Here is a 25,781-nt window from a genome sequence, read left to right on the forward strand (position 1 = left end):
GCCGGGTATCTGCTTGAGATTGATGATCTCCAATCACTTGATATGCAGAATTCTCTCGATGTCGGCGGTGCACAACGACCAAGACGTTGCGCGACCGGCGCAGCACGACAACTACGGTCGAGACGACGGCGACCGGCTCTCAGATCACTGCAGGCGGTTCGATCACCGCGGACGCAGGCGGCAATCTCAATATTATTGGCAGCAACCTGGCCGCTGGAGGAACCGTCGGCCTCAAGGCGACCGGTGACGTGACGATCGCCGAAGCCGTCGACACCTCCACGACCGACTACAAGTACAAGAAGAAGGGCGGCCTGTTCGGCGGTGGTAAGCAGACGACCAGCCATACGGAAACGCAGACGGCGGTCGGATCGTCGATCAGCGGCGGCAAAGGCGTGTCGATCACCTCGGGCGGCGACACCGTCGTTTCCGCCTCGAAGGTGACGGCTGGCGATGCCGGCGCTGACAAGGCCAACATCGATGTAACGACCGGCGGCGATCTGATCATCGCCTCCGGCAAGGATACCGTCGCCACCGAAATGCAGTCGAGCAGTAAGGGCTTACTGTCGAAGAAAAGCTCGCGGTCGGCAAGCTATGACGAAGCGACGGTCGGCTCCGAGCTCTCGGCGTCCGGCAATGTCACCCTGAAGGCCGATGGCAATTCGGTCATCGCGGGCTCTCATGTCACAGCAGGCGGCAGCCTCGGCGTCGAAGCCGACAGTGTCTCCGTCATCGGTGCGGAAGAGCAGCACCAGTTCGAAAGCAGCAAGAAGAAGTCCGGCCTGTTTGCGGGTTCCGGCGATGGCTTCATCTCGCTCTGGGGCAAGGAGCAGAAGGACAAGAGCCGGGCTTCCGAGCTCAATGTCGCCTCGGCGCTGACCGCTGGTACCGACATAACGCTAGCGGCTCGCGAGAACGACATCAACGTCATCGGCTCCACCATCAAGGCCGAACAGGACATTACGCTCGATGCCGCCCGCGACGTGAACATCACGCCCGGTGCGGAAAGCAGTTCGGCCTCCGAGCAGGAAAAACGATCCGGCTTTGGCATCGCCTTCAGTTCCGGCAATGGCGGCGCCTCGATCGGCATTGGTTACGGGAGCGCCACGGACAAGACCGCGCAGTCGTCCTCGACCAACGCCGTCTCGACCCTGTCGGCCGGCAGAGACCTGACGATCACAGCCGGGCGCGACGCCAATCTCCAGGCCGCCCAGACCGAAGCCGGCCGCGACGCCAACGTCCTTGCAGAACGCGATGTCAATCTGCTCTCGGCTCAGGATGTCAGCAACTACACGGAGATGCACAAGCAGCTCTTCGCCGGCGTCAGCCTCAATGTGTCCTCCGGGGTGGTTAGCGCCGGACAGGGAATAGCTTCCGCCGTTAGTGATCTCGGCGGCGCCAACGGCAAATACGCGCTGGCGCCCGCAGCCCTTGCCGGCTACCAGACCTACAACGCTCTCACCGGCATCAATACCGACGCCCTGAAAAACATACAGGGCCTCACCGACTGGGCAGGTCTTCAGAAGTCCGGTCTCGGTTCCGTTTCGTTGACGGTGGGCTTCAACGCTTCAAAGACCGAACAGAATGCCTCCGCCAGCGTACCTGTCGTCACCACCATCGAGGCCGGCCGTTCTGTCACGGTGGCTGCGCAATCGGGCGACATCACCGGCCGCGGTGTGCAGATCGCGGCAGGCTCGCCAGAGTATCCGCAGGACGGTGACGTGACCTTGTCGGCTGGTGGCAACATCGACTTGAGCAGCGCTGAGGAAACGAGCAGTTCCTCCTCCAGCAGCCAATCGACGAGTGCTGCCATCGGTGTCGATCTTGCCAGCGGCGGCCTCACCGGCAACGCGAGCTATGGCAAGGGCACGGAGCAGGCGAGCGGCGTCACCCAGATCAATAGCCATGTCACCGCCAGCGGTAACGTCACGTCCACTTCCGGTGGCGATACGACGCTGGCTGGCGCGGTGATCTCGGGCGATCGGGTTACGATGGCGGTTGGCGGCGATCTAAACATTATCAGCCGCCAGGACACCGCCACCTATGACGAAAAAACGCTCAGCACCGGCATCGGCTTTACGCCGAAATCCGGTCTCTCCGGCGGCGTCCAGAAGGGGAGAACCGAGGGTGATTACGCCAATGTCGGCGAGCAGAGCGGCATCATCGCGGGCTCCGGCGGCTATCACGTCACGGTCGGCGACAATGTCGCTCTGATCGGCGGCGTCATCGGCTCGACCGCCGATCCTGCTAATAGTGATCTGACGGCAAGGTCGCTCACCTGGTCGAACATCGAGAACCGCTCCGAGGCCTCTACCTCGAGCTACGGCATAGCGCTGACGCCCAGCGGCATTCCGGTTCCGGTCGTCGGCCAACCGGCGCAGGAGGAAGACCACGGCGTCGCACGTGCCACGCTCTCTCCCGGCCAGCTGACGCTCACCAACCAGACCCAGGACCTTGCAAGCCTCAACACCGATCTCTCCAAGGCCAACAACACGGTCGAACCTTTCGACATCGACGAACTCAGGGCCAGGCATCGGGAGCCTCTCCATCGAGACGCAATCCCGCAGTGCTCATTGCCCCGTGCGCCAGGTTCACGCTAATGTAGAGTGCAAACGACTTAAAACGCACGCGTAAAGCTTTGAAGGCAACTTGCAAGCTGAGGACTAAGATAGCCACCCTCCTGCACCAGCAAGGTTGGAAGACCAAGTTTACTAACTCGGCCTCCGGCTGCGGCAAAGCCCGAATTGGAAATTTTAAACGCAGCAACGGGGTCGTGCTCGGCGGCATCCAAGCCGAGCGATATCACCAATGCCCCGGCATTATATTCACGCACTCGAGAAAGAGCCCGGTCAATCGCGTCGAGCCAAGCCTCATCTCTCGTTCCAACGGGGAGCGGTTGATTGAAATTCAAGCCTCTCCCGAGGCCCTCGCCGATCTCATCGACATAGCCGGCGTAGTAGGGCGCAGCATCCGACGGGTCGATGTGGATCGAGCAGAACAGAACGTCGTGACGTTCCCAGAAGATGAATTGCGTTCCGTTTCCGTGATGAACGTCGATATCGACGATAGCAACCCTCTCATATCGCTTTGTCAGTTGATGCGCGGCGATCGCCGCATTGTTCAAAAAGCACATCCCGCTCATCAAGTCCGGATAGGCGTGGTGACCTGGCGGCCGACAAAGCGCGTAGACATGATCCGCACCGGGCCGTAGAGCGTCCGCTGCATGCAAGGCCGTTTGAGCGCTTGCGTAAACGGCTTGCCAGGTTCCCGCCTGCATCGGACACGAGGTCGAGTTCGAATACCATCCGAGTTCACCCAAGAGCTCGGTTGGCTTTCGGCTCATACGATGGGTTGGGTGCACGTTGGCGATGACCTCCGGCCCATAGCCTCCGTGCGCGGCCCAACGATCGTAAGCGGTGCGGAGGAATTCGACGTAGTCGGCATGATGAACTTCCGTTACGCCGGCAAGGTTACCCAGGCGCGCCTGAACGACTCGATGACCGTCGTCGGCTATCGCCGACAGAAAAATCCTGTATCGCTCCGCACGGTCGGGTTGATCGATATATTTGCCGCCGCGAAAGACCGCAGAGGGGTTATGAAGGGCTTGATCGGGGTGATGCACGACAAGCATAGCGGACTTCCTTCGGAAGTTTGGTGGCTCCTGTGACGGCTCAGTCCAGAGAGCGGGAAAATGTTTCGGGGGTTATGAAGAGATAGGTGAAAATGCTGATCGCGCATATCACCATGACGTAGGCGGAGATATAAAGGGGCCCACCCAATCCATCCAGCCAGGTTGCAACCATAGGCGCAGTGCCGCCAAAGATCGCAGCACAAATCGCATACGGGATCCCAATTCCGGTGGTGCGAATGCTTGTTGGGAACAATTCCGCAAAGACTGTCCCAATCACAGCATTGTTGAAGGCGAGGAAAATCGCACCCGAACCGGCGACGAAGACCGCAGTACCGAGGCTTGCCGATCCGGCGAGAATGGACAGGAGGGGATATGAAAATATCAAGAAGCAAGAAGCCGATGCGATCAGAAGCGGCTTACGACCAGCGCGATCGGAAATTGCAGCGAAGAGAGGAAGGACAAGACAATAGATCAAGGTCGCCACCATGCTGGCAACGAAGCCGGCCGAACGGTCAAGGCCACCGATCAGGTGCGCGTATGTTGGAAGAAATATGAGCCAAATATAGTATTGCACCGTATTCATCTGAATGACGAAAACAGTCAATGCTTCCTTCGGATGGTCAAGCAGCGACCTTAAAATTGAAGCAAGTGCCGGAAGGTCGTGACGTTGGCTCTTTTCAAAAACCGGTGTTTCCTGAAGGCTGCGACGAATATAAAGGCCGTAGAGAGAAAGAAATGCTCCCAGCAGAAACGGTACTCTCCAACCCCAGGCGGAAAGTGCGTCAGCGCTTAGAAATTGAGTTGCTATCGAGGCAACAGCGTTTGCAACAAGGACGGACGCTCCAATTGAAACCATCTGGGGTGAAGCCGAGAATGCGCGCCACTTTGGAACCGCGTGTTCATTCAAGAACGTGAGTGCGATCTGAAATTCACCGCCAGAGGAGAATCCTTGCAAAAGACGGGCAGCGACAATGATGAGAGGGGCTGCCAGGCCGATCTTCTCATAGGTGGGGCATAGTCCAATGATCAGACTACCCAAGCCTGACACGATGATCGTGGCCGCCAGAAGCGCTCGTCGTCCGTATCTGTCGGCCATCGGCGACAATATGAAAGCGCCGAGCGGACGAGCGGCAAAGCCTATCGCAAACACTGCAAAGCTCGTCATAAGGGATGCTGCTTCGCTCCCAGCGGGAAAGAGTTGTGCTGCGAACACCCCTGCTAGCAGCCCGTAGATGGACCAGTCGTACCATTCTATGAAATGGCCGATCGAACCGCCGACGAGCGTCTTGGCCCTTCGATCTGATCTTTGGCTGTTCGCAGCGGTTACGCCATTCAAAGCGTCCATGCTCATCTCGCCGACCCTTCAGCTTGGTTGTTCACAACAGAGAGTGTGCCGGAGCCTGACCCGGTCCGCTTGCGCACCGGACCATAATCAAAGGCAATTTCCACCTTATTGCGATTTCGAAATAACATACATATTAGTTAGTATGTCAATTGGCGAGATTCATTTTAGATAAAACATCGCGCTTAGGCTTTAATGCCGTTGACTAGGAAATCTCTGTTCAGTTGTTCTGGCGCGTAGCAATCAGCTCTTGGCAAAGATTGGTTCGATGCTCTCGACGAGGAGCGTCAACTGCTCATGAAAATATCGCTCGTCGGTTCTCATGAAGCGGTCCATACAAAGACCTCGAATGGAAGAAAGCAGAAGATCGAGCACTCTGGCTGTTCTTTGATCGATCGTGGTCAGGCTCGGGTTCAGGGTGAGCCAACACTGGTTTAGCGCTTCCATCGTTCGCTCGCGATGTTGAAGAAGACGCTCACGCATGCGCTCGTCCTCCCGCGAACCCATGATGATTTCCCATATCGACCAGTATTGCGGGCCGCCGTAAATGCTCCAAAGCTGCCTGACAAGCAGTTGAAGATCAATAGGCTGCCCGCTGCTCTTGCGGCCGAAGAGACGAAATTCCAGAACGATCCGCTCCGAGACATAATCGAGGACGCCGAACAACAGGTCGTCCTTCGTTGCAAAGTGGTGATGAAGGGCACCTGTCGTGACGCCCGCCGAAGCCGCGATGTTTGCCGTGGTCGCACCGGCAAACCCTTTTTCACACAGCATCTCGATGGCAGCTTCAATGAGCAGTTGCTGGGTTTCGGCGCTACGGTCAACTTGCCGCCTTTTGTTCAGAGGCCGTCGCATCAATTTCCTCCGGATTCTGCATGGCGATGTCTTGTAGCGCGGCACAGGTGCGAAAGGGAGAAAAACTTCGCATTCAATAGAAAACGCTTGACTCATGCTCAACTTCCGGTTTTATTTATGCGTACTTCATAGTACGTACTTTGCAATATGAATTATCTCACGGAACCGGTTCCCCTTGCGCCGGACCGAGGGTCGTGGCGCGCTTTCACAACAGCTTTGGTGGATAATGAAAACGATATGGGTCCGTGGAGAAGTCAACCCCAATGAACGCCGAGCGCCGCTTACGCCAGGGGATGCCTCCAGGCTGATCGACCGCGGATATGAAGTTCATGTCGAAACGGCACCAAAACGTGTCTTTTCAGACAGCGAATATCAAAGGCATGGCTGCATCATCGAACCGCGCGACACTTGGCGCCAGCAACGCAAGGATACGGTGACCCTCGGCATCAAGTTGCCGGAATTGACCGGCGAGCCGTTCTACGGTGAGCATGTCTTCTATGCCCATCAATATACCAAGACACGGATTCTTCACGAGAAACCGACCGCGTTCAAGATGCTCGAGGGATTTACGCGTGGAGGCGGAACCCACTACGATACCGAGTTCTTGACGGACGAGACGGGCGCAAAGGTGCCTGCGTTCAGCACCATCGCTGGAAAAGTCGGGACAGTCCTTGCCGCAATCCTCTGGTCCGAGATCGAGGGGCCGAGGCAAGCTCCCCCCGCAAGGCTGTTCACCGCGCCGACCCAATTGGACGAACTCTTGGGCCGAGCGCATTCAGGCCTCAACGACTGCCGGCACCCGTCGATTGCCCTATTGGGGACCCGCGGCCAGTGTGGTGTCGGTGCCGTCATGGTGCTGAATGAACTCGGGCTGGATTATACAAGCCTCTCACGTCAGTCCCTTCTTGATCCTGACGTCGATCACGCGCTCTCAAGCTACGATATCATCGTCAATTGCATGGCCGTCGATGAAACGACGCCCAAATTCCTGAGCCCCGAAAACATCGGATCCGACAGCAAGCTTCGGATCGTCTCGGATATCGGATGCGAGACCAACAATAACAATCCGATCCTTTTGAGAGGCCCTCTCTCGAGCATCGACGAGCCGATCTACGAAGTTCCGACAAACGGCAGGCCTGTCTACGTGATCGCCATCGATCATCTGCCGGCCATAACACCACTTGAAAGCAGTCAGGCTTTCTCGTCCCAAATGACACCACTGCTTTTCTCCCTGCTCGACGGGGCCAAGACGCCCCCTTGGATCAATGCCCAAGAGGTCTTCTTGCGTGCCCTCGCCCTCTGACAGCGCTGACGACAGTCGGCCTGTCATTTCTTAATTTGAAAAAGGCAATGATATGGTTATCGCAGTTGTATTGTTCGCAGTTGCCGGCCTCATGCTCGCAGCCGATGCCTTTTACCATCGGGTCGATCTCTCCCATGTCCCACGTCCCGCCGAAGGCGCCGATGCTGTTCGGCATTACCGCAAATACTTCAAAGGTTTGAGCTACAAGCCGCTAGACTGGCTTTTTGGGCCGATGGCCTTCGTCTGGTCCTACCTCTTCATTCTGGCGGCCATCCTTGCATTTCATCACACCGACAGCTGGGCCTTGAAGCTGCTGGCGATTCTGTTTGTCACGGGCCGGTTTAGAGCTCTGCAGGAAATCGGTCATCATGCCGCTCATGGTTCATTGGGTCCAAACCGGCGCATCAATGAAATCATCACGAACCTGCTTTACCAGTTTCCGGCATTCATGCCGGAAATAAGGCGGCGCCATCAGGTCCACGTTGTCGAACATCATCATTCGGTCAACACGGAAGATGATCCCGACCGACTGGAAATGGTCGAAAAAGGATTTGTGCCCGGCATTACGGCAGGGCAATACTGGTTTGGCGTTTTCCGGCCGTTGACGCCGTTCGGCATTGTTGATCGGTTGAAGGAATGCTGGGGCTATATCGCGATAGACATGTGGAACTGGAACCTAGCGCTGCGCCTTCTGTCAGTCGCAACCGTGATCGCGCTGTTTGCGTACTTCGGCTTCTACACCGAGTTGCTGTTCCTTTATGTCGTTCCGGTCTTGATCACCTATCCGCTTTTCTACTGGGTGGCCCATATCGCGTTGCATCGTTGGTTTGCCACCTGCGAGACGGATATTCCTTATCATCAACGTGAACTTGCGCTCGGGCGGCCGACCGACTTCCCAGGCGTCGTCGGCGCTATCGTCAAGCACAATGTTTTTCCGTACGGCGATTCCTATCATCTCGCGCACTCCCTCTTTCCCGCAGTTCGTTGGAATTATCTGCCAGCCGTCGACAATCTGATGAAGCGTGACAGTCCCGAATACGCCAACCACGGCAGTGTCGGCCTATTCTTCGGCAGCCAAGGAAAGCCGTCGGCACTTGGCGAATTGAGGCTTCGCATGATTGAGGACGGCAGCAAAACATTGACGGAACCGCAGATCGCTTAGCGACCCATCAAACTCGAGGACCATAGAATGGCTGAGCTCGCAGTTAATTTGAAATCCATTGAAGCAAACCTGCAATTTATCAAAGCTGACGCCGACCGAAACGGGCTCGAACTGGTTTTCGTGGTCAAGCCCTGCCACGACTACGCACCGATCCTGCAGCTTGTCGATCGGCAGGCTCCCGCCTATCTCGGAATGTCGAAGATTCAAATCGCCAGGAATTTCTCCGCGCAGCTGAAGACGCCGGTGATGACCACGAGCCTTCCGACAGCGCTGCAGGCGGAAGATATCGTTCGTTATTCGAAGGCCAGCCTCAACTCCGATCCGAGCATTCTGGATGCCCTCGACAGCGCTGCCGAAAAGCACGGCGTGAAGCACGGCTACTTCCTGATGGTCGATGTCGGCGACTTGAGGGAGGGGGTGCTGCCGCATGAGGCACCTGCCGTCATGCGAGCGATCCTTGCCAAGCGCCATCGCAACCTTGTCTTCGAGGGCTTCGGAACCAACTATGCCTGTGCCAACGGGGTCCAACCCTCCCATTCGAATCTAAGCTGTCTTTACCGGCTGGCGCGCGATCTCGGGCAAGAGGGGATCAGTGTACCGAAGATATCCCTTGGAGGCTCCTCCATTATTCATTGGATGAGTTCAGAAATCCTGGCCAGTTGGCCCACTCAGGTCAGGATCGGACAAGCAGCATTGCTGGGAACGATACCGGTCGCTGACGAGCCCTTTGTCGGATTACGAACCGACACCCTCCGGTTTTGCGGAACCATCGTCGAAATCCAGGACAAGCCGGCCGGTATCGATGGAGGCGGCGCCGTCGCGGACCTAGGCGTTGCCGCAACTTCAGAAATCCGCAAGCGGGCCATTCTCGATTTTGGAGTCGTCGACGCGGACCCGAAAGCACTTATTCCGCGCGAAGCCGGGGTCAGGATCGTGACTGCCAATTCCGATTACACTGTCATCGACGTCACAGGTTCGGCAGAGAGCCTGCGCATCGGCTCGTCCATCTATTTTGATCTCAAGTATCGAGCGATGCTTCAGGGGTTTTTATCTCCCTACCTTTCGAAACGGGTCGTCGAGCATCTTTCATAAACGGAACCAGGGAGATTACGGCAGCTCGTGCGGCAAGCTGTGCCGAATATACATCCAATCCCTACAAGAAAGAGCCAATGACCATTACGATACCCAATTTAGCCGAGCGCAGCGCTACCGTTCGAGAAATCATCAAATCGGCACCGCCAGGCGTCACACAGGTCGAGTGTTGGCCAATCGAGGATCATGTCCTGCCGATCGTTATCATTAAGGGACTCTCCGCAGGCCCCAGTATCTGCGTGAGCGCGGGCGTTCACGGCTCAGAATATTGCGCCATTGAGGCGGCCCAACGGCTTCTGAAACTTCCATACGAGAACTTGGCAGGGACATTGATCATACTGCCGATGGTCAACACCGCAGCCTTTGCAAAAAGAAGCGTTTATATAAATCCCGCAGATGGGAAAAACCTCAATCGGGTGTTTCCTGGCAGCGCGACTGGCACCGCAAGTGATAGACTTGCCGCGTGGCTGATCGATGAGGTTTTCTCGAATACCGATGCGCTCGTCGATCTGCATTGTGGAGACCTGAGCGAGAGCCTGACGCCGTTCACGATCTTTTGTGAGGGAAACGAACGGTCCGAGCGCCTTGCTAGAGATTTTGGGCTTCCCTACGCAATCGCAAGTCCGGCAAGGGGCATGATGATTGCCGGCGCGGCTGCGGCGGGAGTGCCGGCGATCATCGCCGAAGCGGGCGGGGCCGGCAAGTACGACGAAGATGCTATTCAAACCCTCGTCATCGGTCTCCACAGACTGTTGAGAGCCATGCACGTCTTACTGGATGACAGTTCGGACCACCCATCGAAACTAGATGTTCAGGTGCTCCGCTGTTCCAGTGTGACCGCAACCGCGTCCGGCTTGTGGTATCCGACCCACGCCGTCGGCGATGTCGTCGACACCGATACTGTTCTTGGGACCATTCGCAATCATTTTGGCGAGCCGATCGGCTCGGCGGTTTCACCAATCAACGGAAAAATCATGTTTCAAATTTCGAGCCTGGCCGTCAATGGCGACGAGACGATCACATGGATCGGCGCCTGATGAAAGCCGACGTTAAGGACGTGCATCCCGAGGCAGTCGCATCCAAGGCTCCAACGACAAGCGGAGGATTGGGTCCCACAGTCTACCTCGCCGGCGCAATGGCTTTGTCGGGAACTGTCGGTGTCTTTGCGATCCAAACCGGGCAGCCAACACTGAACATCGTGTTCTTCCGTTGCCTTTTTGGTGCGTTGTCGCTCATCGCCTGGTCCTTGTATCGTGGTACCTTGCACGGGATCTGGCGAATAAATCGGAAACTGATTGGGCTCACTATTGTCAGCGGTCTGTGCCTGGTCCTGAATTGGGCTGCGCTGTTTCAGGCCTTCCGTTCGACTTCGATTGGATTTGCGATCATAATCTATCACCTGCAACCATTTTGGATCGTCATCATCAGCGCCCTTTTTCTCGGCGAAGCCCTCCACCGAGACAAGCTGTTTTGGCTGGTTGTGGCCTTCGGTGGACTGCTGCTGGTCGTATGGCCCCATGTCGGCGACATAATGGGCAACAGTTCCTGGACCCAAGGGGTGGCCTTCGCCATTCTGGCCTCGCTCCTCTACGCAGGCTCCACATTGACGGCACGGCGGCTGCGAGGGGTCGACTCATCAGTCTTGACGATCATCCATTGCCTAATAGGTCTTGTTCTCTTCGCGCCGTTCCTGGCGTTCGAACCGCTGCGGAACGCAGCGCTGCCGCTTTGGGGTTGGCTCGTTGGCCTTGGGGTTCTGCACACGGGCGTCGTGTACGTCTTGCTCTACGCGAACTACCCAAAAGTTCAGACGGCCACGATCGGGGTCTGCGCGTTCCTCAACCCGGTGACCGCGCTGCTTAGCGATTATGTTTTCTATTCCAAGGAAATCAGCCTAGTCCAGGCCATTGGGATCGTCTTCGTGCTCCTGGCCGGTCTTTGTACAACGTTGGGATGGGGCAAGCTGCTCCGACGACGCAGTCCAGGCGAGCTGCCCTCCGCACCGTGAAATAAACGTTAGCCGAACTAGCCATTCGGTCCGGGCGTGTGATGGAGCGGATTGACGATAGAGCGATCGGGGTTCAACCCGCGCGGGTGAACTCATGTCTCCAGGTCGGCGTCCCATCGGTGATGGCCTCGCGGACGTCCGATGTTATCGTCCGTTCGACTTCAGCGTGGGATTTTGAACCGTTGTTGTCCCGATCCCAAAATCGGAAGGTCTCATTGTTGATACATGTATAGACATTACTGCTGAATGATGGTTCTATCGCGCAAAAGCTAGGGGATCATCATGGCCGATACGATGTTCGATCTGGCAGGAAGAGTGGCAGTTGTGACCGGTGCGAGCCGCGGCCTGGGCCAATGGATTGCGCTGGCGCTTGCCGAAGCGGGTGCCGATGTTTGCGTTACGGCGCGCGACCAAAATTCGCTAAGTGACACCAAAGGGAGGATCGAAGCCCTCGGCAGGACCTGCATCACGAGCGCTCAGGATGTGACGGACATCTCGTCCATTGACGAAACGCTAGGCAAGTTCGAAAACATCACCGGCGCTGTCGATATTCTTGTCAATAATGCCGGGTACGAACAGGTCTCTCCCTCACTCGACGTCGACGAACAGATCTGGGACAAGATCATCGGCACCAACCTCAAGGGCGCGTTCTTCTGGTCGCAAGGCGCGGCGCGGCGGATGTCAAAACAGCCTCGGGGCGGAAGCATCATAAACCTTTGCTCACTTACCTCCTATATCGGCATCCCGACGGCCGTGCCCTATGGCTCGTCGAAGTCGGGACTGCTCGGTATGACACGAGCGCTTTCGGCCGAATGGGCGCCGCTGGGCATCCGCGTGAATGCAGTGGCACCGGGCTATTTCCGCACAGCGATGACCGAGGGTTTTTATCAGGATGAGGGCTGGTCGGCCAAAATGCTGGACAAGATCCCACAAAAACGGTTCGGCGATGGCTCCGACATCGGCGGCGCCGTCGTCTTCCTCGCAAGTGGCGCATCGGCCTACATCACCGGCCAATGTATTCCTGTCGACGGCGGTTTTTTGGCGTCGATCTAGAAACGAAAGATGACGCTTGACAGCACACGAATGATCATATTGTCTATAGATGTATAGACAACTATAGACAATAAAAACGGGAACGAAGTCTTCGACTTCCTGGGAATTTGCCGGATAACTATATCCGGCTTCCTCGAGTAAACAAATTGCAGGTATTTAGGCTGGCGGCCACCGACTTGCGGTGCGTTTCAGCATGAACTGTGAGCAAGTTGGAACGTCGTGCCGTCAGGGTGCGGACGATTGCCGTAGCGTGCACCTTTGTGCGCCAAGAAGGATATGAGCAATGACCGAAGTCACTTTTCATGAATATTCGAAGCTTGGGCCCGATGAGAAGGCTGCGCTCTTGCGCCGATCCGAAACGGACATTTCCGGGTTCGTCGAGAAAGTGGCGCCGATCCTCGAGGCTGTGCGCACCGAAGGCGACCGCGCTGTCGCCCGCTTCGGCCGGGAGCTCGACAAGGCGGATATCACAGAAGCAACGATCAAGGTGACGGATGCCGAGTTCGATGCAGCGTTCAAGCTAGTCAGCGAGGACGTGATCGAAGCCATCACCTTCGGCATTCAGAATATCCGTCATTTCCATGAGGAACAGAAACCTGAAGCCATGTGGCTGAAGGAGATCAAGCCAGGCGCCTTCGCTGGCGACCGCTTCACCCCGATCAAGTCCGTTGCGCTCTATGTCCCGCGCGGCAAAGGTTCGTTTCCGTCCGTTACGATGATGACCTCTGTCCCGGCCGTTGTGGCAGGCGTTCCGAACCTGGCGATCGTCACACCGCCAGCCCCGGACGGTAGTGTGGACGCAGCAACGCTGGTGGCAGCACGTCTGGCCGGTGTGGAAACTGTCTACAAGGTCGGCGGCGCTCAGGCGGTTGCAGCTGTCGCCTACGGGACGCAAACGATTAAGCCGGCGCTGAAGATCGTCGGGCCGGGAAGCCCTTGGGTGGTCGCAGCCAAGCGAAGCCTATCAGGCATCATCGATACGGGCCTGCCCGCAGGACCTTCGGAAGCGATCATCTTCGCTGACGACACGGTCCATGGCGGCCTCGCAGCACTCGATCTCCTGATCGAGGCCGAGCACGGCCCGGACTCTTCGGCCTATCTCGTGACCCATAGCAGGCGTGTGGCCGAGGAGGCCCTCGCCGCATTGCCCGAACACTGGGCACGCATGACGGAACAGAGGGTTCAGTTCTCGAGCGCCGTCCTTTCAGGCAAATGCGGTGGCATCATCCTCACCTCCTCGGTCGAGGAAAGCTACGACTTCGTCAATGCTTACGCACCCGAGCATCTCGAACTCCTGTCACAGGATCCCTTCGCCCATCTCGGACAGATCACCGAGGCTGCGGAAATCCTCATGGGTCCGCATACGCCTGTCAGCATCGCCAACTTCTGCCTCGGTCCAAACGCCGTGCTGCCGACGAGCCGGTGGGCGCGCACGTTCGGCCCGCTGTCGGTGGCCGATTTTGTGAAGCGCAGTTCGATCGGCTACGTGACAGCGTCGGCATATCCCGAGTTTGCAAAGCGCGCCCATAAGCTCGCGGAATATGAAGGCTTCTCATCCCACGCGCATGCAGTCTCGGCGGTCCGCGACAACTATCTGCCAAAACGAGGCTGAAAGGATGAAGGCGGTTCGGCTTTACGACGCGTTTGATCTTAGGGTCGAGGAAGTCGACAGACCTCCGTCGCCGCCCCCGGGCTACGTGACGATCGACGTTCGCGCCGCGGGAATCTGCGGCTCGGATGTTCACAACTACCGAACCGGCCAGTGGATCAGTAGACGTCCATCGACGGCCGGGCATGAATTCTGTGGGCGCGTTTGCGCAATTGGCGAGGGCGTCGAAGATCTCGCGATCGGTGACCTCGTCGCAGCTGACTCCCGCTTTTACTGCGGCCAATGTAAAGCATGCAGATCAGGTCGGACCAATATCTGCGAACATCTCGGTTTCGTCGGCGAGGTGTGCGACGGAGGGTTTGCCGGGCAGACCCAACTACCCGCCCGTCTCGTTTACAAGCACGACCCCTCACTTGATCCCGCAATGGCGGCCATGGCCGAACCTTTGGCCGTCGCCCTTCATGCGGTACGACGGCTCAATCCGCCCCAAGGCGAAGCGATTATTCTCATCGGTTGCGGGACAATCGGCGGTCTCTGCGGTTTGCTGCTTTCACAACTCCACGATGGAAAGCTGTTGTTTGCGGATTTGAATGGCACCCGTGCTGAGATGGTGGCCGGTATCTGCGGAGGATCGGTGGTCGCGCTGGACAAATCGCAAGCAAGGACTGCTCTCGGCAACGCGCGACTGCGTTATGCGGTGGATGCAACGGGAAGCACAACGGCAATCGCGCAAGGCATCGAACTTCTGGACGGGGGCGGCGCATTCGTTCTCGTGGGCATCAGCCACGGACAGCTAGATCTGGATCCCAATCTCCTGGTCGAGCGCGAGATTTCCCTCGTTGGCTGCCACGCCTTTGAAGACGAACTCGCCGAGGCCATCGCGCTGTTGCCAAAACTGCAGTCCTCACTTTCACAATTCATCGAGGTTCTGAGCTCACTCGACGAAATTCCTGATGCGTATCACCGACTGATCGATGGTCGCTCAACCAAACTAAAAACGATCATTCGAATAGCCGATTGATCGAGCACACGCCTCGGCGTGAGACGGAGATAGAAATTGCCCGGTCTTTCAAACACCGCGCTTCCGCTCTACGAAAAGGTCAAGGACTTCGTCCTCGACAATATCGGAAACGGCAATTGGCCACAGAATGAAAAGCTCCCGTCCGAGCATGAATTGACGTCTTCGCTCGGGGTCTCTCGCATGACGGTCCATCGCGCGCTTCGCGAACTGACCGCTGAAGGCTATCTGCGAAGGGTCCAGGGCGTCGGAACATTCGTGTCGCCTCCGAAGGCACAGTCGACCCTCATCGAGATCAGCAATATCATCACAGAGATCAAAGCGCGTGGAAGTCAACACCGCGCCGAGGTGATCCTGCTCGAGCGGATCGAGCGGCCGGATAAAATGCTATTGGACGCGTTCGAGTTCAAAAAGCTCTGCCCCGTCGATCACTCGATGGTCGTTCACTACGAGAATGGCGTCCCTGTTCAACTGGAGGAGCGATACGTCAATACAGAGCTCGTGAAGAACTATCTCGATCAGGATTTTACGTCGATCGGCACCTACGATTACCTGCAGCACAGTACGCCGCTCACCGAAGTCGAGCATCTCATCAGCGCCATCCCAGCGACTGAGAGACATGCACGCCTCCTACATATTCGTGAGCGCGACAGCTGCCTGGTTCTAAACCGAAAAACATGGACAGGGCAGACGATCGCAACGGTCAATACCTTCACCTATGTCGGCAGCCGCTATTCGCTTGGCAGCAGATACTTACCGCCGAAAAAATGAACAGCCTTCGTGTCATTCCAGGAGTGAGAGAAATCATGGGGCAGCCCAACAGTCGGACCGCAGCCATCCGCGAGAAGGCCCAAAAACGCGATGGTGGCGCCGAGGCTATGCTTGCGGACCTGTTGCGAGATTTGTTTGGGATCGAAGCACGCGATCTGGCGATCAACCACGACCAATACAGCCTCAATTCGCTGAATGGCTTCTTCGAGGCCGACGGAAAGCCCTACTTCTTCAAATTCCATCAGGAGGAAAATGAGGAGGAGATGAGCGGCGAGTACTATCGTGCCGATATCCTTGCCAAGGCCGGCCTGCCGGTAGATCAGCCGATCATGATGTCGACCCTTCCGGGCGAACAGATCCTTGTCTACAGGCGCAGGACGGATCCGCGCTTTTCCGATGTTCTGCGCGCGCTCGACGAGCTTCATGATGAGCAAATGGTAAGTCAGGCCGTGGATGCGGAGCGCCGGCTCAATGAGGCCGTCCTGTCCGTCTACTTGAAGACGCTGCATCCAGTCACGCCTGAGCAAGTCGCAAAAGAGCCGGTCCACCGGCTATTCTACGACCGGCTGGTCACTGCGCCGGACGGAACCTACCCTGGTGGCCGGCTGGCGAGCTTTTACGTCGGCAAGGCGTTCGAACTTCCTGGCGTCACGCTTTCCTGGGACAGGCTCTCGAAAGCCCGCTTCGTCATCAATGGCATCGAATACCGCAACACGCTTGGGGAACTGTTCGACGCCGCGCATGAAAGACTGAACCCTGCCCATCTGGCGGATAATGGCGGGGTGACGGCACATGGCGACGCCCACAACGCCAATGTCTGGTTCGAAAAGCAGCAAGGGGGCGCGAACCTGTCGTTCTTTGACCCCGCCTTTGCCGGCGAGCACATCCCGACGCTTCTCGCAGAGGTAAAGACGACCTTCCACAATATCCTCGCGCATCCCTACTGGCTCTATGATCCGGCTCTTGCCGAACAGAAATTCAACGCGACAGCAAGGTACGAGAATGGCCGTCTCTTTGCCGATTTCGATTGGACGCTAAGTCCGGTTCGAGCCGCACTTCTGGAAACGAAGGCCGAGGCGATTTGGAAGCCGTTGCTTGCCGCCCTCAAGCAACGGGGCATGCTTCCTTCTGACTGGCGAAAGGTCGTCCGGCTCGGGCTTTTCCTCTGCCCGACACTCGTCATGAACCTGCGGGCCGGTGCTACAAGCCACAATCCGACATCCTCCCTGATCGGCCTTTCAGTGGCGATGATGGTAGGGGCGGAGCCTGATGATGGCGCGGACCTGGTAACCGGCTTCCTCGCAAAGATAGATCCGGAGGGGTAGACTGTGACGATCGTCAATATCGATGACCTCCGGCTGGCCGCTCGTAAGCGATTGCCGAAGCTCTTCTTCGATTACATCGACGGCGGCTCTTTTGCGGAGGAAACCTATCGTCGAAACAGGGACGATTTCTCGCTTTTGCGGCTGCGTCAGAACGTTCTCGGCGACTATGCCGAGCCTGATCTGTCGACCGAATACCTCGGACGGCGACATCCTCTTCCCTTTATGCTGGGACCGGTCGGCTTTCTTGGCCTTTACACGAGGAATGGAGAACAAAAGGCAGCCAGCGCCGCTCACGCTGCCGGCATCCCCTTCTGCCTTTCGACCTTCTCGATCGCGTCGCTGGCAGACCTCCGCCAAGCGATTGACGGCGCATTGCATTTTCAGCTCTATGTGCTCGACGACCGCGCACTCTGCGAGGAACTTCTGAGCGCTGCGGACGAGGCCGGTGTCGAGGCGCTGTACGTGACCGTCGATACGGCCATCACCGCCATCCGCGAACGCGATGTGCGAAACGGCTTCCGATCTCTTACGCGTATCACACCACGACTGTTCGCAAGCCTCTGCCGAAAGCCCGCCTGGTTGTTCGATGTCGGTCGCGGCGGCATGCCCTCCGTTCGGGCGGTGGAGCATCGCACAGACTTCGGGAGAGGAGCGCTCGAACAGGCCGCCAATCTTTCCAGGCGCATCGACAAAAGGCTCGCATGGAAGGACATCGAGGCACTGCGCAACCGGTGGAAAGGCAAGCTGGTCATCAAGGGTATTCTTTCACCAGAGGATGCGACGAAAGCGCAAGCGGTCGGGGTCGACGGCATTGTCATCTCGAACCATGGCGGCCGCCAACTCGACGGTGCCATGAGCACGATCGCCGCACTTCCGGACATCCGGGCCGCGGTCGGACCGGATTTCTCTCTGATGCTCGACGGGGGCGTGCGAAGGGGAAGCGATATTGTCAAGGCAATTGGAATGGGCGCCGACGGCGTCATGTTGGGACGAGCCTATACCTATGGTCTCGCAGCCGCCGGCCAGGCAGGCGTCGACAGTGCGATCGAGACATTGCGCCGCGAGATCTCGATTACCTTGGCTTTGATGGGCGTCGGCTCGATCGCCGACCTCAAGGAACGTGGCTCGCACCTCATACTAAAACAGTAACCGCTAACGCCGGCGAAAGGAGACACGTACTCACACAGGATGTCCGCCCGCCAAGAGCTTGATGGTCGGGCGTCAAACTTAAGAAGATGCAAGCTATGTGATCCGTTAAAATCATCAAAAGAGGGGTTCCCAATGAACTACAAATCCATCAGCAAGCAGTTTTCCCGCGCAGCGATCGCGCTCGGGATCGTCGGCGTTCTTGCCAGTGCGCAGGCAAACGCCCAGGATCAAATCCCGTCCAAGCCGGAGCCGGGCACCTTCAAGATCGGCATCGAGCCGTGGCTCGGTTACGGTCAATGGCACGTCGCCGCGAGCAAGGACCTGTTCAAGAAAGCCGGCCTCGAGGAAGTCGAGCTTGTCAACTTCAGCGAAGACAAGGACATCAACGCAGCACTTGCCAGCGGTCAGCTCGACGCTGCCAATATCGCCACGCACACGGCCATGGGTATGGTCGCCGCCGGCTTGCCGGTGAAGATCGTCTCGCTGCTTGATTTCAGCCTGAAGGCGGACGCAATCCTTGCCGGAAGCGAAATCAAGAGCGTCGCTGACCTCAAAGGAAAGAACATCGCCTTCGAGGAAGGCACGACAAGCGACATCCTGTTGAACTACGCGCTTGCCAGCAACGGCATGACGATCGACGATATCGTCCGCGTGCCAATGCCGGCAGCTGATGCCGGGACGGCACTGATTGCAGGCCGTGTTCCGGTCGCCGTCACCTACGAGCCCTACATTTCAACAGCGCTGACCCAGGACAAGAATATCAAGCTGCTCTTTGAAGCCGGCAAAGATCCGGGCCTAGTCTCCGACGTTCTCGTCGTTCGCGAGGAGGTGCTGAAGCAGAAGCCCGGACAGGTTCTGGCCATGATCAAGGCCTGGGATGCGGCTCTGGCCGACTACAAGGCCAATACGGACGAGGACCGCACCATCATCTCGAAGGCCGTCGGCGCCTCCCCGGATGATCTGAAAACGGCTTTCGACGGTGTCCAATACTATAGCTCTGCCGAAGCAGCCAAGGCCTTTGCCGGTGACTTCAAGACCAAGACCTTCGCCGACGTTCTGAAGGCGGCCAAAACAGCCGGCCTCGTGACCCAGGACGTTTCCGCCGACAGCATGATCGACACATCGTTTGTCGATGCAGCGAACAAGTGACCTCTGGCCACCAACGGGACCGTAATGTCTAGCTCAGAATTGTCGTCGACAGCGAAGGAAAGGCCCCGCGCGCAATCGCGCGCGGGTGTCGGTAGACCACCCAGTGCCTTTCGGATCGGGGATCCGATCAGCGGTCAGTCGTTTTTTATGATTGCAGTTGCCGTTTTTGCTCTGCTCTTCGCCGTGTGGTGGCTTGTTACCGTTACCGGTTGGGTGAAACCGATTTTCCTGCCCTCGCCCGGAGCGGTATGGGCCAAGATGGTGGAATTGGCGGCCGATGGCACGCTGTGGACCGATGCGGGGATCAGTATCTATCGCATGCTCGTCGGTTTTCTGATTGCATCGGCCCTGGCGATCCCGATCGGGATCATGATCGGCTGTTTCAAGACGTGGGAAGCGGCCATCGAGCCCTTCGTCGACTTTGTTCGCTACATGCCGGTTGTCGCCTTCGTTCCGCTCACCATTCTTTGGGCCGGCACAAGCGACATTCAGAAATTCGTCATCATCTTTATCGGAACCTTCTTCCAGCAGGTGCTCATGGTCATGGACAGCGTCAAGCGTGTGCCAACCGATTTCGTCGGACTTGGCCGCACGCTTGGAATGTCAGAAACCAAGATCCTGCGCCGCATCGTCCTGCCGTCCGCCCTACCCGGCATCTGGGACACACTGCGTATCAGCCTCGGCTGGGCCTGGACCTGGCTTGTGCTGGCAGAACTTGTCGCGGCGACATCCGGCCTCGGCTATCGAATCGTCGTCTCTCAGCGATATTTCCAGACGCAGACGATCATTGGTTACATCTTGCTCCTTGGCTTGCTCGGTCTGATCACAGACCAGAGCATGAAGGCCCTCGAGCGCGTCTTCTTCCGTTACGCTTCGAGGCATTGAGATGAGCGATCCCAAACTCAAGATCGAGGGTCTGAACAAATGGTATGGTGGCAGGAAGAGCCGCGTTCATGCCCTCAGCAATATCGATCTGGAACTCGCCGACAACGAGTTCGTTTCCCTGGTCGGTGCTTCCGGCTGTGGCAAAAGCACGCTTCTGTCTATCGTCGCCGGACTTCAGGGCTTCGACAACGGTGTTCTTCTGACGGATGGTTCGCCGATCGTCGGCCCTGGGCTCGATCGCGGCGTTGTCTTCCAATCCTACACGCTGTTGCCGTGGCTGACCGCGCAGCAGAATGTCGAATTCGCCCTGCAGGCGGCCGGGTTGCCGAAGGCCGAGTGCCGGGATGTCGCCCGCCACCACATCGAACTGGTGAAGCTCACCAAGTTCGCCGATGCATTCCCCTCCCAACTGTCGGGGGGCATGAAGCAGCGGGTCGCCATTGCGCGTGCCCTTTCCTATCGACCGAAAATGCTATTGATGGATGAGCCGTTCGGCGCGCTGGACGCTCTGACCCGTCACCAGATGCAGGAACTGCTGACCCAGATCTGGGAAGAGCATCGGCTGACCGTGCTGTTCGTCACGCATGATGTCGAAGAAGCCGTTTACCTGTCCGACCGTATCGTGGCGATGAGCATCAATCCGGGACGCATCAACGCGACCTTCCATGTCGGCCTCGCCCGCCCACGCAGCCAGGATATGATTGCCTCGTCAGAATTCGTTGCGCTTCAAAAGCAGGTGCTTTCTGCAATCCGCGCCGGATCGCAAAGTGAGTTGGAGCATTGATTCAGCCAATGCGGGGTGGCTGAAGCAGCTCCGCATTTGACCTCAATTCGAAGGAAAAGCTATGTTCGAAACTCTCACTGCCGCCCCGCCGGACAAGATCCTCAGCCTCTCGATTCTCTACAAGAACGACGAGCGGCCGACGAAAATGGATCTCGGCGTCGGCGTCTACAAGGATTCGCAGGGTGCGACCGTCATCATGCGAGCAGTGCGTGACGCCGAGAAGCGCCTTTATGAAAGCCAGACGACCAAAACCTATGTCGGCATGGCAGGCGATGAAGGTTTCAACAAGGCCATGCTGAGGCTGGTCTTTGGCGAGGAGGCCGATCTCTCACGCATGTTCGCCTGCCAGACAGCGGGCGGCTCGGGCGCGCTTCGCACGATCGCCGACCTGCTGGTAAAGGCCCGGCCGGACGCCACCGTCTGGCTCTGCGACCCGACCTGGGTGAATCATGTGCCGATCCTGAAGGCTGCTGGTTTCAAAACCGCGACCTATCCCTATTTCGATCCAGCCAGCGGCACGGTGAAGGTCGATGCCATGCTCAAGGGATTAAAGCAGGCGAAGGCCGGCGACATCGTCTTGCTGCATGGCTGCTGCCACAACCCGACCGGCGCCAATCTGACGATCGAGCAGTGGGGTCCGGTCGTGGATCTTCTCGTCGAACGCGACCTTTTCCCCTTCATCGATCTTGCCTATCAGGGCTTCGGCGACGGTTTGGAGGAAGACGCCGCCGCTGTTCGCCTGCTCGCAAGCAAGGTGCCGGAAATGGCTGTCGCCACCTCCTGCTCGAAGAATTTTTCGGTCTACCGCGACCGCGTCGGCGCCGTCATCCTGATGGGCAAGGGCCCAGAAAGCGTAAAGATCGCAGGCAGTCAGGCGCTCGCTACCACTCGCGTGCTGTATTCCATGCCGCCGGACCATGCCGCCGCCGCCGTCCGCCTTATCCTCGAGGACGATGCACTGCGCGCCGACTGGAAGTCCGAACTCGAAGCTATGCGGCTTCGTATGCTCAACCTGCGCAAGGGCTTTGCCGAGGCGCTCCGTCGCCAGTCCAACTCCTCGCGCTTCGACTTTATTGCCGACCACCGGGGTATGTTCTCGCGGCTCGGCCTGACCGAAGCGCAGGTCAACCGCCTGCGAGATGAGTTCGGCATCTATATGGTCGGTGATTCCCGCTTCAATGTCGCGGGCCTCAGGGAGGACCGGCTCGATGACCTTGCCAAGGCTGTTGTTTCGGTGCTCTGAGCCTAAGACCTTTGCCAGCTCAGTTGATGAAAATGTGGCGCGTATTCTGCCGATTAGAACGGATACCTCAGCAAGTTGAAGCGTCAACTCCATTCGATATTGTGGCAACGAGCTCTGAAAGCGAGGATCGTTTTAAGTAGATTTGAAGTTCGGACTCTCGATATCGTCGAACGACGAGCATCTGCGATGCGCCGTAACCCACGCCTTGAGCGGACTCGAACTCTCGGCACCAGATTTGCCTCCACTTCGAATGAAATCAACTGCTTGGCTTTCGAAGCCGAGGACGGCCTATTCCCCAAACGGAAGTTCAATTTCTTCGCGGATTTTTTTTGCGCCCTCGATCAGGACCGCGCTGAACCGCTCGGCATCTTGTGCCGGTAGCATTCCCGCCCCGGTTCGAATACCTTCTTGCCACGCGGGCCCGCGCTCCCATGCTTCGTTGTAGACGAACGCCAAGTCAGCAGATCGCCTTGTCTGCTGCAGGGCTTCAAAGAGCAACGCAGCTTGACGAATGTCCTTCTCTTGCTTTGCCGGCCCCTGCCCGTCAGTGTGTCGGCGACTGGCGACGATGAGCTTGTGGACCGCATAGCGGGACGGATCAGGGACGACAACTGGGACACCACTTCGGTGGAGCAGCATTGTCCTGACAGGTTCCCTTATGAGGAAGTCGAGAAAGCGTAATGGATCCGCGCTGGCGCCACCAAGGGCGGGCATCTTCGCCGGCTGGTCGATGTAGTCATCCGAACCGCGGTTAGACGTCAGGAATTCGACCCGGTAGCCGTCCGCATTCTGAAACGCCGACGAGGCCGCGGACCCCGATCGATGCGGAACTGGCCGGAAGCTGGCGTCGACGCCCTGCAGCAGCTCAACGATCGGGGGTAGGCTGTCTTCAACCTCCCGACTGATGGCATAGTCCTGGGCGATGTCCGCATCGCCCGTCAGGATTGCAGCCATGGGAAGCCGGACCCCCAGCAGTCCCGAATAGCACTGAAAGGCTACCGTGCCGATGAGAACACCCCGGAGCCGGAAAAGACCGCCATCGGCAAGAGCCTCGACGATGTCGCCCGACATGGCGTCAGGGGCAATCATCCCGCCTTCGCGGGTGAGGGTATTTACCAAGCGCCTGCGAGCGCGTAGATCGTCCTTGTCCCGCTTATGATCAGCTACGCGCTGCGCGATATCCGGATCATCAGCAGAACCGACGTAACGACGTTTCGTGCCACCATGTCCATCTGGGATGTCGAAGTACCAGTACTTGCGCCCTTTGATGTTCGCCGGGGTGAACCGACCTTCCGGAGGGAAATCGGCCGTCCAAGCGGCGTCGAGCGAGCGCTGACCTAGCTCGGCGAGCATCGTCTGATACATGAGGTCGATGGGCTTCATAGGCTTGGCTCCGGCGTTATACCGTTTTTCAAAAACAGTATAACGGTCGAGAGAATAGGCCGCAAGATAGGATGCTAGCCCTATCGCCTTGAACGGAATCGAACCAGCGGTCTCCATTAGTTTTTGTGATGGAAGAATTACCGAGGGGTGCCAGTTCTGCGTGGAGCGCCTCCGACAGCCTTTCGACGGCGAACTTCGTCGAGCAATAGACGGCGGATCCCCCATCAGCGCGGCAACCGCCGATAGACGAGATATTGAAGATGCGTCCTGACCGCTGCGCCCACATCTGTGGCAGCACCGCTCGCGTCACGGTCAGCAGACCGAACAAGTTTGTCCGATAGAGATGTTCGAGCTCTTCGGCGGTCGCCTCCTCGACGGCTTCGAGAAGACCGAATTCAGTAGGACGTCACTTGAGCCGAAACGCTCGACGATCTGTCGAACTGCGTCGAGCGCTTACTCTTCGTTTGTCACGTCAAGCGTCGCCGCAGGAGGTTCTGATGACCTCGATTGACGGTGTCACAAAAGCACCTGGTGAATGGGGTATGAAAAACTTCGATGGCGATGCGCAACGAGACGCGCTGAAACGGCTTATGATTAGCGATGCGATGCTCATAGACCGGCTCACATATGAGGCGCTGTCCGCGGTATGGCCTTTGCGAACCGGTCTATTTGCTGACCGAATTAACGAGATCCCGAAGTATGTATTTTCATCAACCTTGCCGAGGCTCTCCTGGCAAAATGCTTCAGTCGTCAAGGGCGACGCGATCACGGCCACCAGAGAGTTGAAGGCGGTTGGCGCCGGTGATCTAACGGTTTTCGGATTTGGGCAGTTGGCGCGGGCACTATTTGGCGCGGATCTCCTTGATGAGGTGCGCATCGCGATCAACCCTGTCCTAGCCGGCACGGGGGAAGGCCTGGGCTCTCTTCGTTTCAGAAAAGACATGAGGTTGGTCTCGTGCGAGACATTGCCGACCGGGGTCGTAGTAGTGACGTACCGATCAGCTGCTTAGCGTTGAGCCCTAGCAGCGGGTATCTGCGAAGATTCCCGCTGCTAGGAAGGCTATTCGGCTGCGACCGCTCTAGGTGCGGCAAGGATGGCTGGTGCAATCACGTTTTCGATGAAACTATCGATCGATTGCGGCAGGACGCGAGATCCTGGCCGCCCACTTTCGCGAACCGGTCCGTGGCTGAACGTCTCCCATGCTTCGTTCATCAAGATCGAGAAGTCTCGACCAATTCCTGCTTCCATCATTCTTGCCACATCGTCCTCACTGGACGACGGTGCGACCGGAAAGGGACGACCAATAGCGCCAGAAATGATGTCTGCGATCTTGGTGGTAGTGAGACCTGGCTGACCGTGAAGTTCCACTACTTGCTTGCCTTCAAAATCGAGCGCCACAAGCCGCTCTACCGCTACATCGGCGACGTCGGCCGTCCCGCCCATATCAATCAAAGAGTCCGGTGCGATAGGCCACGTGAACGCCCCAACTGTCGTCATTGTTGGCAGAAAATAGAAGAGGTCTTCAAAAAACATTGGCGAGCGCAAATTAAGGAGGTTGAGGCCAGGCACGGCGTTCAGCCGCTGCTCGACATCTCCGTGAATTAGAACGAGGCCTCGATAACGGTCGTCATGCGCACCGAGTGAACTGACAAAAACAGCAGATCTTAGTCCGGTCTCGCCGGCGGCGATCGCGTAATTTTCCCCCGCAAGGAAAAAGTCTCGCCGGTAGTCTCGAGCGTTCATGCTACCTTTGCAAATGAGCAGAGCGGCATCGATATCTTGGAAGGCCGCCCTCACCGCTCCCAGATCATGCATGTCGCCGACAACTGCTGTAGCGCCAATATCGATCAAGGCTTGCAGGCGCTCCCGGTTCCTGGCGAAGACCCTCACATCATGGCCTCGTTTCAAGAGCTCGCTGGCAGCTCGGCGGCCGACATTGCCAGTTGCACAGGTAACTAAATAGTGGCGCTTTAGGTTCGTCATTGGAATTCTCCGTTAGTAGCGAAGACGCCTTCGCGGCT

General features: G+C 57.7%; 22 protein-coding genes and 1 pseudogene. 17 read left to right on the forward strand and 6 right to left on the reverse strand.

Going from position 1 to position 25,781, the window contains the following annotated elements:
• Positions 1-86: 86 nt before the first annotated feature.
• The gene (locus AB8B33_RS33215) at positions 87-2,597 is read left to right on the forward strand and encodes a hemagglutinin repeat-containing protein (protein ID WP_439018626.1); all 2,511 of its coding nucleotides are present in this window, start codon (positions 87-89) and stop codon (positions 2,595-2,597) included.
• Positions 2,598-2,614: 17 nt separating this feature from the next.
• Here AB8B33_RS33215 and AB8B33_RS33220 read toward each other — a convergent pair whose 3' ends face one another.
• The 3 genes from AB8B33_RS33220 to AB8B33_RS33230 form a co-directional block, all read right to left on the reverse strand.
• Positions 2,615-3,628: a histone deacetylase family protein gene (locus AB8B33_RS33220; RefSeq protein ID WP_439018627.1), complete on the reverse strand. Its 1,014-nt coding sequence runs from the start codon at positions 3,626-3,628 to the stop codon at positions 2,615-2,617.
• A gap of 40 nt (positions 3,629-3,668) precedes the next feature.
• Positions 3,669-4,973, reverse strand: coding sequence for an MFS transporter (locus tag AB8B33_RS33225; protein ID WP_439018628.1), 1,305 nt, complete (start codon positions 4,971-4,973; stop codon positions 3,669-3,671).
• Between the two features lie 240 nt (positions 4,974-5,213).
• Positions 5,214-5,921 (reverse strand): TetR/AcrR family transcriptional regulator, encoded by a 708-nt coding sequence (locus tag AB8B33_RS33230; protein ID WP_439018629.1) that lies wholly within the window; start codon positions 5,919-5,921, stop codon positions 5,214-5,216.
• A 130-nt stretch (positions 5,922-6,051) separates the two neighbouring features.
• Between AB8B33_RS33230 and AB8B33_RS33235 the strand changes: the two genes are divergently transcribed.
• The 15 genes from AB8B33_RS33235 to AB8B33_RS33305 all read left to right on the forward strand — a co-directional run bounded on the left by AB8B33_RS33235 (position 6,052) and on the right by AB8B33_RS33305 (position 22,376).
• On the forward strand, positions 6,052-7,128 hold the full coding sequence (locus AB8B33_RS33235; protein ID WP_439018630.1) for a hypothetical protein: 1,077 nt from the start codon (positions 6,052-6,054) through the stop codon (positions 7,126-7,128).
• Positions 7,129-7,219: 91 nt separating this feature from the next.
• The gene (locus AB8B33_RS33240) at positions 7,220-8,290 is read left to right on the forward strand and encodes a fatty acid desaturase (RefSeq protein WP_439018631.1); all 1,071 of its coding nucleotides are present in this window, start codon (positions 7,220-7,222) and stop codon (positions 8,288-8,290) included.
• Between the two features lie 27 nt (positions 8,291-8,317).
• Positions 8,318-9,382: an alanine racemase gene (locus AB8B33_RS33245; RefSeq protein ID WP_439018632.1), complete on the forward strand. Its 1,065-nt coding sequence runs from the start codon at positions 8,318-8,320 to the stop codon at positions 9,380-9,382.
• Positions 9,383-9,459: 77 nt separating this feature from the next.
• Complete coding sequence (locus tag AB8B33_RS33250) at positions 9,460-10,419, forward strand: succinylglutamate desuccinylase/aspartoacylase family protein (RefSeq protein WP_439018633.1); 960 nt, start codon at positions 9,460-9,462, stop codon at positions 10,417-10,419.
• On the forward strand, positions 10,404-11,390 hold the full coding sequence (locus AB8B33_RS33255) for a DMT family transporter (RefSeq protein WP_439018634.1): 987 nt from the start codon (positions 10,404-10,406) through the stop codon (positions 11,388-11,390). The genes AB8B33_RS33250 and AB8B33_RS33255 overlap by 16 nt, the downstream gene beginning before the upstream one ends.
• Before the next feature lie 282 nt (positions 11,391-11,672).
• Positions 11,673-12,443: an SDR family NAD(P)-dependent oxidoreductase gene (locus AB8B33_RS33260; protein WP_439018635.1), complete on the forward strand. Its 771-nt coding sequence runs from the start codon at positions 11,673-11,675 to the stop codon at positions 12,441-12,443.
• A 283-nt stretch (positions 12,444-12,726) separates the two neighbouring features.
• A complete protein-coding gene (gene hisD, locus AB8B33_RS33265) occupies positions 12,727-14,055 on the forward strand; it encodes a histidinol dehydrogenase (RefSeq protein WP_439018636.1) in 1,329 nt (442 codons plus the stop codon).
• A 4-nt stretch (positions 14,056-14,059) separates the two neighbouring features.
• Positions 14,060-15,073, forward strand: coding sequence for a zinc-dependent alcohol dehydrogenase (locus AB8B33_RS33270; RefSeq protein ID WP_439018637.1), 1,014 nt, complete (start codon positions 14,060-14,062; stop codon positions 15,071-15,073).
• Positions 15,074-15,109: 36 nt separating this feature from the next.
• The gene (hutC, locus tag AB8B33_RS33275) at positions 15,110-15,841 is read left to right on the forward strand and encodes a histidine utilization repressor (protein ID WP_439018638.1); all 732 of its coding nucleotides are present in this window, start codon (positions 15,110-15,112) and stop codon (positions 15,839-15,841) included.
• Positions 15,842-15,876: 35 nt separating this feature from the next.
• On the forward strand, positions 15,877-17,166 hold the full coding sequence (locus AB8B33_RS33280) for a hypothetical protein (RefSeq protein WP_439018639.1): 1,290 nt from the start codon (positions 15,877-15,879) through the stop codon (positions 17,164-17,166).
• A gap of 3 nt (positions 17,167-17,169) precedes the next feature.
• Positions 17,170-18,315: an alpha-hydroxy acid oxidase gene (locus AB8B33_RS33285; protein ID WP_439018640.1), complete on the forward strand. Its 1,146-nt coding sequence runs from the start codon at positions 17,170-17,172 to the stop codon at positions 18,313-18,315.
• A 132-nt stretch (positions 18,316-18,447) separates the two neighbouring features.
• Positions 18,448-19,464 (forward strand): ABC transporter substrate-binding protein, encoded by a 1,017-nt coding sequence (locus AB8B33_RS33290; RefSeq protein WP_439018641.1) that lies wholly within the window; start codon positions 18,448-18,450, stop codon positions 19,462-19,464.
• A gap of 24 nt (positions 19,465-19,488) precedes the next feature.
• A complete protein-coding gene (locus AB8B33_RS33295) occupies positions 19,489-20,349 on the forward strand; it encodes an ABC transporter permease (RefSeq protein WP_439018642.1) in 861 nt (286 codons plus the stop codon).
• A gap of 1 nt (position 20,350) precedes the next feature.
• Positions 20,351-21,133 carry an ABC transporter ATP-binding protein gene (locus tag AB8B33_RS33300; protein WP_439018643.1) on the forward strand — a complete coding sequence of 261 codons (783 nt, stop codon included), beginning with the start codon at positions 20,351-20,353 and terminating at the stop codon, positions 21,131-21,133.
• 61 nt (positions 21,134-21,194) lie between these two features.
• Positions 21,195-22,376, forward strand: coding sequence for an aromatic amino acid transaminase (locus AB8B33_RS33305; protein ID WP_439018644.1), 1,182 nt, complete (start codon positions 21,195-21,197; stop codon positions 22,374-22,376).
• A gap of 288 nt (positions 22,377-22,664) precedes the next feature.
• Here AB8B33_RS33305 and AB8B33_RS33310 read toward each other — a convergent pair whose 3' ends face one another.
• Positions 22,665-23,759, reverse strand: a complete 1,095-nt coding sequence (locus AB8B33_RS33310) for a nucleotidyltransferase family protein (protein ID WP_439018909.1) — start codon at positions 23,757-23,759, stop codon at positions 22,665-22,667.
• A gap of 139 nt (positions 23,760-23,898) precedes the next feature.
• Positions 23,899-24,245, reverse strand: a pseudogene (locus tag AB8B33_RS33315) (SDR family NAD(P)-dependent oxidoreductase); the annotation flags it as partial.
• Positions 24,246-24,256: 11 nt separating this feature from the next.
• On the opposite strand from AB8B33_RS33315, the gene AB8B33_RS33320 reads away from it, so the two are divergent.
• A complete protein-coding gene (locus AB8B33_RS33320; protein ID WP_439018645.1) occupies positions 24,257-24,769 on the forward strand; it encodes a dihydrofolate reductase family protein in 513 nt (170 codons plus the stop codon).
• A gap of 50 nt (positions 24,770-24,819) precedes the next feature.
• Here AB8B33_RS33320 and AB8B33_RS33325 read toward each other — a convergent pair whose 3' ends face one another.
• Positions 24,820-25,743: an NAD(P)H-binding protein gene (locus AB8B33_RS33325; RefSeq protein ID WP_439018646.1), complete on the reverse strand. Its 924-nt coding sequence runs from the start codon at positions 25,741-25,743 to the stop codon at positions 24,820-24,822.
• Positions 25,744-25,781 lie beyond the last annotated feature (38 nt).

The organism is Rhizobium sp. 768_B6_N1_8 (genome assembly GCF_051811225.1).
Lineage (GTDB): Bacteria > Pseudomonadota > Alphaproteobacteria > Rhizobiales > Rhizobiaceae > Rhizobium.

Excerpts from the sequence above, each read along its gene's own strand:
- AB8B33_RS33320 (WP_439018645.1), top strand. The coding sequence starts at position 24,257 with ATGACCTCGATTGACGGTGTCACAAAAGCACCTGGTGAATGGGGTATG.
- AB8B33_RS33245 (WP_439018632.1), top strand. The coding sequence starts at position 8,318 with ATGGCTGAGCTCGCAGTTAATTTGAAATCCATTGAAGCAAACCTGCAA.
- AB8B33_RS33305 (WP_439018644.1), top strand. The coding sequence starts at position 21,195 with ATGTTCGAAACTCTCACTGCCGCCCCGCCGGACAAGATCCTCAGCCTC.
- hisD (WP_439018636.1), top strand. The coding sequence starts at position 12,727 with ATGACCGAAGTCACTTTTCATGAATATTCGAAGCTTGGGCCCGATGAG.
- AB8B33_RS33310 (WP_439018909.1), bottom strand. The coding sequence starts at position 23,759 with ATGAAGCCCATCGACCTCATGTATCAGACGATGCTCGCCGAGCTAGGT.
- AB8B33_RS33220 (WP_439018627.1), bottom strand. The coding sequence starts at position 3,628 with ATGCTTGTCGTGCATCACCCCGATCAAGCCCTTCATAACCCCTCTGCG.
- AB8B33_RS33230 (WP_439018629.1), bottom strand. The coding sequence starts at position 5,921 with ATGAGTCAAGCGTTTTCTATTGAATGCGAAGTTTTTCTCCCTTTCGCA.
- AB8B33_RS33300 (WP_439018643.1), top strand. The coding sequence starts at position 20,351 with ATGAGCGATCCCAAACTCAAGATCGAGGGTCTGAACAAATGGTATGGT.
- AB8B33_RS33260 (WP_439018635.1), top strand. The coding sequence starts at position 11,673 with ATGGCCGATACGATGTTCGATCTGGCAGGAAGAGTGGCAGTTGTGACC.
- AB8B33_RS33225 (WP_439018628.1), bottom strand. The coding sequence starts at position 4,973 with ATGGACGCTTTGAATGGCGTAACCGCTGCGAACAGCCAAAGATCAGAT.
- AB8B33_RS33325 (WP_439018646.1), bottom strand. The coding sequence starts at position 25,743 with ATGACGAACCTAAAGCGCCACTATTTAGTTACCTGTGCAACTGGCAAT.
- AB8B33_RS33280 (WP_439018639.1), top strand. The coding sequence starts at position 15,877 with ATGGGGCAGCCCAACAGTCGGACCGCAGCCATCCGCGAGAAGGCCCAA.
- AB8B33_RS33250 (WP_439018633.1), top strand. The coding sequence starts at position 9,460 with ATGACCATTACGATACCCAATTTAGCCGAGCGCAGCGCTACCGTTCGA.
- AB8B33_RS33290 (WP_439018641.1), top strand. The coding sequence starts at position 18,448 with ATGAACTACAAATCCATCAGCAAGCAGTTTTCCCGCGCAGCGATCGCG.
- AB8B33_RS33240 (WP_439018631.1), top strand. The coding sequence starts at position 7,220 with ATGCTCGCAGCCGATGCCTTTTACCATCGGGTCGATCTCTCCCATGTC.
- AB8B33_RS33295 (WP_439018642.1), top strand. The coding sequence starts at position 19,489 with ATGTCTAGCTCAGAATTGTCGTCGACAGCGAAGGAAAGGCCCCGCGCG.
- AB8B33_RS33270 (WP_439018637.1), top strand. The coding sequence starts at position 14,060 with ATGAAGGCGGTTCGGCTTTACGACGCGTTTGATCTTAGGGTCGAGGAA.
- AB8B33_RS33235 (WP_439018630.1), top strand. The coding sequence starts at position 6,052 with ATGAAAACGATATGGGTCCGTGGAGAAGTCAACCCCAATGAACGCCGA.
- AB8B33_RS33255 (WP_439018634.1), top strand. The coding sequence starts at position 10,404 with ATGGATCGGCGCCTGATGAAAGCCGACGTTAAGGACGTGCATCCCGAG.